This window comes from Cobetia sp., assembly GCF_983723665.1.
Genome location: NZ_CFDJES010000058.1, coordinates 10,285 through 18,703 on the forward strand (window position 1 = coordinate 10,285; position 8,419 = coordinate 18,703).

Consider the following 8,419-nt stretch of genomic DNA (forward strand, 5'->3'; position numbering starts at 1 on the left):
GCAAGCCGCGTGAGCAACGCGCACCGGAACTGGGGCTGGGCATTCACGGCGAGCCGGGCGCCATGGCGCTCGAGCTTGGCAGCGACTCGGACACCCACGGCGTGCATGCGGTCATGGACACCGTGGTCACGGCGCTGGTGCAGGGTCATTCGCGCAAGGATGTCGGCGGCGACCTGCCGGCCAGTGGCCATCTGCTGCTGATCAATGATCTGGGCGGTTGCTCGGCGCTGGAGCGCAGCCTGCTGCTGGAAGAAGCGCTGACCCATCCGTCGCTGCAGGCGCTGGGCATTCATGCCGTGGTCGGCCCGCAACCGCTGATGACCTCGCTGGACATGCACGGTTTCTCGCTGACGCTGCTGCCGCTGGATAGCCTGCTGGAAGAGGCGCTGAGCGCCAGCTGCGCGCCGGTCGCCTGGCCGGGCGTGCAGCCGGTGACGCCACTGGCGCACTTCTCGCCGAGTCAGGACGCCGTCAGAACGGCCAGTGATGAGGCCTCGGATGCCAGACGTGCCCAGGCCAAGGCCGACTGCCAGGAGCGTGCCGCCCGTGGCGTGAAATCGCGTGCCGGCCTGCCGGGCGATCCGCAGGTCGAGCAACGCCTGCGCGCGGCACTGGAAATCCTGCTCGCCAGTGAGGCGGACCTTGACCGACTCGATGCCATCAGCGGTGACGGCGATACCGGCAGCACCTTCGCCAGCGGTGCGCGCGCGGTGATCGAGGCGCTGGAAGACTGCGAGCTGGCGTGTGGCGATTCCGGTGAGCTGATGACCACCATCGGCAAGCAGCTGGCCCATGGCATGGGCGGCTCCAGTGGTGTGCTGCTCTCGACGCTGTTCACCGCCGCCGCCACCCGCTGGAAGGAGCAGTCGGACGCGCATGGCCAGGCGCCGCTGGGCCAGCGCTGGCACGACGCCCTGAGTCACGGCGTCGCCCGCATGCAGCACTACGGTGGCGCCTCACGCGGCGATCGCAGCCTGCTGGATGCACTGCTGCCGGCATTGGAGGCACTGCAAGCGTCGGTGCAGTCTGAAAAGCAGGTATCGGTGCAGGGTTATCAGTCAGCCTCGCCGGCCGAGAGCAGGCAGGAGATACGCGCCGGGCGGGTCGACTGGGCCGCGATGGCGCGCGCCGCCCGTCAGGGCGCGGATGCCACCGCCGAGATGGCCAAGGCGCGGGCCGGACGCTCCGCCTACGTGCCTTCCGCCCATCTGGTCGGCAACAGCGACCCGGGTGCGGAAGCTGTGGCGCGTGTCTTCGAAGCGCTGGCCGATGCTGCCGAGGAAGCGGCGGGCTGATGTGATTGACCGGCTGAGCTGGTTGACCCGAATGACTGGTGTCTGAGCGCTCAAGCCCACAAAGCACAAAGCTCATAAAGCCAAAGCCCCATAAAGCAAAAGGCCCGCCCCATGAACCTCGTGTTCAGGGGCGGGCCTTTTTTGCGTCATGCGGCAAGCGATCAGGCGACTTTCTGACGTGTCGGCAGGCGAATCAGACGGGTGGCGATGGCGGTGCCCAGCAGAGTGATGCCCATGCCGGTGAGGATGCGCGCATCGATCACCTCATCGAGCAGCATGTTGCCCCACAGCAGCGCGCTGACCGGTACCAGGAAGGTCACCGAGGTGGTCGCGGTGGCGCCGGCGCTGGCCAGCAGACGGAAGAAGATCAGGAAGGCGAGGCTGGTGCTGAGTACCGCCAGCGCGATGGCGCTGCCCCAGGCTTCCAGGCTGACGCTGGTCGTCGGCCACATCCACAGGCCCGGAATCAGCAACAGCAGGGACGACATCAGTGAGCTGCCCGCGGCCAGTACCGGCGCTGGCAGGTGATTCAGGCGCTGGCGCGAGAAGTTGGAGGCGAAGCCGTAGCAGAAGGTCGCGCCGAGGGCGGCGAGAATGAACCAGCCGTCACCGCCGAGCTGGAAATCGAGGCGATCGCTCGACAGCACATAGACACCGCTGAAGGCCACGGCCAGGCCGAGATACTGCTGCTTCTGGATCGGCGTGGCGAACAGCGCCATGCCCAGCAGCGCGGTGAACAACGGCGTGGTGGCATTGATCAGCGAGGTGAAGCCGGCCTCCAGCTGGGTGGTGGCCAGCGCCAGCAGGCAGAAGGGCAGCGCCTGACTGGTCAGCCCCAGCACCGCAAGCGGGCCCTTGTGCTCCCACAGCATCCTCAGGCGTCCCGCGCCCAGCAGCAGCGGGGCGAGTACCAGCGCGCCGATGCCCATGCGCAGCAGTATCAGCGTGGTCGGGCCGAATTCCGGCGCAGCCACGCGCATGAAGATGAAAGACATGCCCCACAGGGTGGACAGCAGGACAAGACGCAAGGCATCGCTGGCGGACATGGTGTTCTCGACGTGGCGTGTGAAAGGCAGTCCGCTAGGCTAGCCCCTCATGCGCGTCACGGGAAGCACGACCTTGTGCCTGTCGCTCTTCTTTCCCAGTCCCAGCTCCAGCCCGCTGGCCTCAGGCGGAGGGTATCGCACCGCGCTGGATGGCGGCGATATCGCGCGCGGCGCGCTCGAGAGCCGGCAGATGCTTGAGCATGTCCTCGCGCGACTGGCGCATCACCGGCGCCTGGATCGCCACGCCGATGTTGGAAGGCCCATCGGGATTGGGTGCCAGTACCGCGATGCACACCAGACCGGGCAGGAATTCCTCATCATCCAGCGCGAAGCCCTGCTGGCGGACCTGCTCGATCTCGGCCTCGACGGACTCGATGTCGGTCAGGGTATTGCGCGTCATCGCGTTCAGCGGCGTGCCGGTCAGCAGGCGGCGGCGCTGGGCGGGCGGCATCTGGGCCAGAAACAGCTTGCCGCTGGCGGAGCAATGCACCGGCACCCGGGAACCGGGGTGCAGATAGAAGCGCAGCGGGGCCTGGGTCTCGACGCGGTCCAGATACAGCACCTCGCTGCCGGACAGCGCCGTGATGTTGCAGCTCTCGCCGACCTCTTCCATCAGCCGGTTGAGCACGCCGTGGCGTGCGCCCTGCACGGTGTCGTTGAGCAGCAGGTTCTCCGCCAGACGGCGCAGACGGCTGCCCTTGCTGTAATGGCGGTTGTCCGCCTCGCGCTGCAGCATGCCGCTGCCTTCCAGCTGCTGAAGCATGCGGTGCAGCGTCGGCTTGGGCAGGCTGGTCTCTTCCACCAGTCCCTGCAGGGTGAAGAACTGGTCCTTGGCGGCGATCACTTCCAGCAGCGCCAGCAGACGCTGGGCGGGCGTATCGCCTTCTATCTTGCTGCCTTCCTTGCCGGTCTCCCTGTCAGCGTCCTTGCGGTCACGCGGCAGGCTCGCCTGGGGCTGGGTGGCACTGTTCATGGGCTATTCCCTCCTTCAATCCGTGCGCTGGGCAGTGTGGCGCCGAAACGCTCGGCCCGTCAGTGCCTTGCGTTGCTGTGCCTACTTTAACAGTACTCCATTCATCGGAAGAAGTTTCTAAAAAAGGAGTGTTTTTGATCATTTTCCGAAATCGGGCTTGACGGACCGCGCGGCGAGGGCTAATTTTGGTCACATGTTTCGGTAATCGGAACTAAATGTATCAATAAACATAAAATTTAGAGTTGGAGACGCCATGAGCACTCAAGACAGCGCAGACAATCGCAAGGTCGTGCAGGGCAAGCAGAAGATGACCCCTTCCGAGGCCTTCGTGGAAACCATGGTCGCCAATGGCGTCACCGACATGTTCGGCATCATGGGCTCCGCCTTCATGGATGCGATGGACATCTTCGCCCCGGCCGGCATTCGCCTCATTCCGGTGGTGCACGAGCAGGGCGCTGCCCACATGGCCGACGGCTATGCTCGCGTTTCCGGCCGTCACGGCATGGTCATCGGCCAGAACGGCCCGGGCATCTCCAACTGCGTCACCGGCATCGCGGCCGCTTACTGGGCGCACAGCCCGGTGGTCATCGTCACGCCGGAAGCCGGCACCACCGGCATCGGCCTGGGCGGCTTCCAGGAATGCAAGCAGCTGCCGATGTTCCAGGAATTCACCAAGTACCAGGGTCACGTGACGCACCCGTCGCGCATGGCGGAATACACCGGTCGCTGCTTCGACCGCGCCATGTCCGAGATGGGCCCGACCCAGCTCAACATTCCGCGTGACTACTTCTACGGCGAGATCGAATGCGAGATTCCGCTGCCGGCACGTGTCGACCGCGGCCCGGGTGGCAGCAAGAGTCTGGATGAGGCAGCCGAGCTGCTGGCCAGCGCCAAGTTCCCGGTCATCGTTTCCGGTGGTGGTGTGGTGATGGCCGATGGCGTCGAGGAGTGCAAGGCACTGGCAGAGCGTCTCGGCGCGCCGGTGGTCAACAGCTACCAGCACAACGATTCCTTCCCGGCCAGCCACCCGCTGTGGTGTGGTCCGCTCGGTTATCAGGGTTCCAAGGCGGGCATGAAGCTGATCTCCCAGGCCGATGTCGTCATCGCGCTGGGCACACGCCTCGGGCCGTTCGGTACCCTGCCGCAGCACGGCATGGACTACTGGCCGAAGGACGCGAAGATCATCCAGATCGACGCCGACCACAAGATGCTGGGCCTGGTGAAGAAGATCTCCGTCGGCATCTGCGGCGATGCGCGTGAAGCGGCCATCGCCCTGACCGAGCGCCTGTCCGGTCGCAATCTGGAATGCGATGCCTCCAAGGATTCGCGTCTGACCCAGATTCGTGAAGAGAAGGCCGCCTGGGAAGCCGAGCTGGATGCCTGGACCCACGAGAAGGACGCCTTCAGCCTCGACGCCATCGAAGAAGCCAAGGACGAGAAGCCGTTCTCCGGCGGCGAATACCTGCACCCGCGTCAGGTACTGCGCGAGCTGGAAAAGGCCATGCCGGAAGATGTCATGGTCTCCACCGACATCGGCAACATCAATTCCGTGGCTCACAGCTACCTGCGCTTCGATCGTCCGCGCAGCTTCTTCGCCCCGATGAGCTTCGGCAACTGCGGCTACGCGCTGCCGACCATCATGGGTGCCAAGACTGCCGCGCCGGAACGTCCGGCCATCGCCTACGCCGGTGACGGCGCCTGGGGCATGAGCCTGATGGAAATCATGACCGCCGTGCGTCACGACATTCCGGTCACGGCCGTCGTCTTCCACAACCGTCAGTGGGGCGCCGAGAAGAAGAACCAGGTCGAGTTCTACAACCGTCGCTTCGTCGCCGGTGAGCTGGACAACGAAAGCTTCGCCGAGATCGCGCGCTCCATGGGTGCCGAAGGCATCACCGTCGACCGTCTGGAAGACGTGGGCCCGGCCCTCAAGAAGGCCATCGACATGCAGATGAACGAAGGCAAGACCTGCGTCATCGAGGTGATGTGTACTCGCGAACTGGGCGACCCGTTCCGCCGCGACGCCCTCAAGAAGCCGGTGCGTCTGCTCGAGAAGTATCAGGATTACGTGTAACGCCCATCGCTGATCGCGCTGTGCAGGTCATGGATGGCAGCGCGATGAAGCGGGTGTAGCGCGACGCGCAAGCAGGACTGGAACTCTCCCTTGCCCCGGCCATTTCAGATGTCCGGGGCTTTTTGGATGTGTCGGCTGCCTGCAAGGGCAGCGAGGAGACAGACATGAAGGCACTCAACAACATTCTGGCGCGGGCCAAGGCAGACCCGCGCCGTATCGTGCTCTGCGAAGGGCAGGACATGCGGGTGGTGCAGGCGGCGGTGAGCGCGGCGGAGCAGGGCCTGGCGCAGGTGATGGTGGTCGGTGACCCCATCGTCATCGCCGCCACCGCCAGAGAAGCCGGGCTTGAGGATCAGGCGCTGGCACGGCTCGAGCTGATCGACCCCGCCACCTCCGAGCACACCGCCAGGCTTGCCGAGGCGCTGCACGCGCATCGCGCGGCCAAGGGCATGACGGCGGAGCAGGCCGCCGAGAAGATTCGTGATCCGCTGACGTTCGCCAACATGCTGGTGCGCGAAGGGCTGGCGGATGGCTCGGTGGCCGGCGCCGTGCTCACCACTGCCGATGTGGTGCGCACCGCCATTCAACTGCTGGGGCTGGCGCCGGGCAGCAAGCTGGTCTCCAGCTTCTTTCTGATGATGTTGTGCAAGCCGTTCCACAATCTGAAGGGCGGCATGATCTTCTCGGACTGCGGGCTGGTGATCGACCCCGACGCCGAGGAGCTGTCGCAGATCGCGCTGGCCGCCGCCGACAGCGCCCAGGCCTTGCTCGGGGAAGACCCACGGGTGGCGATGCTGTCATTCTCCACCAATGGCAGCGCGCATCACGCCTCGGTGGACAAGGTGGTGCAGGCCGCGCATCGGGTACGCGAGCAACGCCCGGATATCGCCATCGATGAAGACGTGCAGCTCGACGCCGCCATCGTGGCGGAAATCGCCGAGCGCAAGCTGCCCACCTCACGCGTCAAAGGCACCTCCAACGTGCTGGTGTTCCCCAATCTGGAAGCCGGCAATATCGGCTACAAGCTCGCCGAACGCATCGGCGGCGCAGAAGCCATCGGCCCGCTGCTCCAGGGCCTCGCCAAACCCGCCAACGACCTCTCGCGCGGCTGCTCCACCGCCGACATCCTCAATGTCATTGCGGTGACTGTCGTTCAGGCGCAGCAGCGTACCCCGCAAGACTGAATTTCTCTTTCTTTTCCTTCTGTTAGCCGCTCACGGCGGATAGGGCAGGCGAAAGCCTGCCTGAAAATCATCTTATGAAGACTTTAGTGCATAAAATACACATTCTAATCTATAGTAAGTGTCTTTAGGGTAGTGCTATTTGTTTAATGGGAGATGGTGATGAATGGATTCACAAAAGAAGAGCAATATCTGAATTCACTAGGTGGTCGTTCTTTTTTGCAGTTCTGGAGCTGGCCTAATTTATTTAGAGATCAAGGCGACGTTACTAAGCATGGTGATGGTAAGGAAATTTGTGATCTGATTGTTGTTTTTGATAATGACATAATTTTGTTTAGCGATAAAAAGATAAAATTCAACCTCGAAAAAGATGTTGACATTGCTTGGTCGAGGTGGGCTAGGAAAGCTATAGGTGAGTCTGCAAAGCAGTTAGATGGTGCTCGTAGGTGGTTGCAGAAATATCCTGAGCGTATATATATTAATAAGTTGTGCACAAATAAAATTCCTATAAAGATACCTATTGGTGAAGGTGTGGTTTTCCATCATATAGTAGTTTGTCATGGTGTCGAAGAAATTATTAGTAGCTTTAATGTTGACTCTTCATTTATGTTTGATAGTTCTCTTAAAGGTAACGATACATGGAGTAAGGAAAAAGCCATACCTTTTTGTGTTGGGGAGGTCGAACAGGAGCACTTTATACATGTTTTTAATGAATATACGATAGGATTAGTGCTTAAAGAATTCGATACCACAAAAGATTTTATTCATTATTTAGGGCAGAGAGAAGCATTGCTCTCCTTAAATGGGAGAGTAAGAGTTAACTCAGAATCTAGCATTATTAATCTCTATTACAATAGCTTCAATGAAGCTACCAATGAGAGAGCCATAGTCACCAATGAAATGCTTAATAGTGATTGTGTAGTTATAGACGGTGAAGGTATTTCTAATCTTTACGATACTTATTCTTTTAGATATAAGTCTTCAGAGAATAAAGTAAGTTATTTCTGGGACGATATGATTGAGGCTTTTACTTATCATATACTTAACAATAGTGCTGAGTATACTAATTTCATAAGTCATAGTGAAGCTGAGGAGGGTATTCGAGAGTTAGCTAGAAGCAATAGATTTGAGAGGCGAATGTTAGCGGAAACTTTTTTGGAGTTTTATTATAAGGCTGTACCATCAAAGCGTGGTACTAGGCTCATGATAGATCCATATGACTCAACCAAGGCATATCTTTTTTTGCACTTCCCGATATGTTTGCAGCAGACAACAGATATAGAAGATTAAGGCGAGAGTTGCTAGGAGGCTATTGTGCTATTAATTTGTATCTCAATAGAGGGGTTAGTAGAATATATGGTATAGGTTTTAAAACTCGTGAGAATAATGCTAAGCTCACTAGAGATTTTTTTTGGTGAAGGGCAAGATTTTGTTTCTCTCAAAGTAAATGAGCTAGATGCCGATTTCTATAATGAAGCAGAGAAGTTACACGATAGATATGTGGAAGATGGTCTGCTTGCCTCTAGAGAGATATTTAATAGAACTTCAAATGAATTTCCTGAGGCGCGAGAAGTAAAAGTAAGTAAGAAATTAAAAGGTAGCGCACGAAATCATCTTTGCCCATGTGGTAGTGGTTTGAAAGTCAAGAAGTGCTGTGGCATATGATTTAGATGAATGCCGTGGTTAAACAGCAACACTTTTCTCATATAACTTATAGCTTGTTAATTATGTTTCCCATTAGTTTATCCCCTGATGCCGGCACGCTAGCGCCATGTGATAGACGATTTCATCGGCGAGGGCGTTGTCGAGGGTGCGTTCAAGATCGATGATCAGCTGGTTGGGGTAGTAGG

General features: G+C 59.2%; 7 protein-coding genes. 5 read left to right on the plus strand and 2 right to left on the minus strand.

The genetic code is table 11. The annotated features are described in order from the left end of the window. Nucleotides 1-1,295: DAK2 domain-containing protein (locus tag AC4FAH_RS07815; RefSeq protein WP_490245858.1), on the plus strand; the 1,295-nt coding region annotated here is incomplete at its 5' end. Between the two features lie 161 nt (nucleotides 1,296-1,456). Here the strand turns inward: AC4FAH_RS07815 and AC4FAH_RS07820 are convergent. Together AC4FAH_RS07820 and AC4FAH_RS07825 are read right to left on the minus strand one after the other, a co-directional pair. After that, nucleotides 1,457-2,341: a DMT family transporter gene (locus AC4FAH_RS07820; protein WP_131432527.1), complete on the minus strand. Its 885-nt coding sequence runs from the start codon at nucleotides 2,339-2,341 to the stop codon at nucleotides 1,457-1,459. Nucleotides 2,342-2,462: 121 nt separating this feature from the next. After that, nucleotides 2,463-3,314, minus strand: a complete 852-nt coding sequence (locus AC4FAH_RS07825) for an IclR family transcriptional regulator (RefSeq protein WP_153636318.1) — start codon at nucleotides 3,312-3,314, stop codon at nucleotides 2,463-2,465. Nucleotides 3,315-3,567: 253 nt separating this feature from the next. On the opposite strand from AC4FAH_RS07825, the gene xsc reads away from it, so the two are divergent. The 4 genes from xsc (at nucleotide 3,568) to AC4FAH_RS07845 (ending at nucleotide 8,234) form a co-directional block, all read left to right on the plus strand. Next, complete coding sequence (xsc, locus tag AC4FAH_RS07830) at nucleotides 3,568-5,388, plus strand: sulfoacetaldehyde acetyltransferase (RefSeq protein ID WP_235506947.1); 1,821 nt, start codon at nucleotides 3,568-3,570, stop codon at nucleotides 5,386-5,388. A 164-nt stretch (nucleotides 5,389-5,552) separates the two neighbouring features. Beyond that, on the plus strand, nucleotides 5,553-6,572 hold the full coding sequence (gene pta, locus AC4FAH_RS07835; RefSeq protein ID WP_213114199.1) for a phosphate acetyltransferase: 1,020 nt from the start codon (nucleotides 5,553-5,555) through the stop codon (nucleotides 6,570-6,572). A 159-nt stretch (nucleotides 6,573-6,731) separates the two neighbouring features. Next, on the plus strand, nucleotides 6,732-7,859 hold the full coding sequence (locus tag AC4FAH_RS07840; RefSeq protein WP_287020158.1) for a hypothetical protein: 1,128 nt from the start codon (nucleotides 6,732-6,734) through the stop codon (nucleotides 7,857-7,859). A 96-nt stretch (nucleotides 7,860-7,955) separates the two neighbouring features. Beyond that, nucleotides 7,956-8,234 (plus strand): YecA family protein, encoded by a 279-nt coding sequence (locus AC4FAH_RS07845; RefSeq protein WP_153636314.1) that lies wholly within the window; start codon nucleotides 7,956-7,958, stop codon nucleotides 8,232-8,234. The last annotated feature ends 185 nt before the right edge of the window (nucleotides 8,235-8,419 follow it).

Excerpts from the sequence above, each read along its gene's own strand:
- AC4FAH_RS07820 (WP_131432527.1), bottom strand. The coding sequence starts at position 2,341 with ATGTCCGCCAGCGATGCCTTGCGTCTTGTCCTGCTGTCCACCCTGTGG.
- AC4FAH_RS07825 (WP_153636318.1), bottom strand. The coding sequence starts at position 3,314 with ATGAACAGTGCCACCCAGCCCCAGGCGAGCCTGCCGCGTGACCGCAAG.
- xsc (WP_235506947.1), top strand. The coding sequence starts at position 3,568 with ATGAGCACTCAAGACAGCGCAGACAATCGCAAGGTCGTGCAGGGCAAG.
- pta (WP_213114199.1), top strand. The coding sequence starts at position 5,553 with ATGAAGGCACTCAACAACATTCTGGCGCGGGCCAAGGCAGACCCGCGC.
- AC4FAH_RS07840 (WP_287020158.1), top strand. The coding sequence starts at position 6,732 with ATGAATGGATTCACAAAAGAAGAGCAATATCTGAATTCACTAGGTGGT.
- AC4FAH_RS07845 (WP_153636314.1), top strand. The coding sequence starts at position 7,956 with ATGCTAAGCTCACTAGAGATTTTTTTTGGTGAAGGGCAAGATTTTGTT.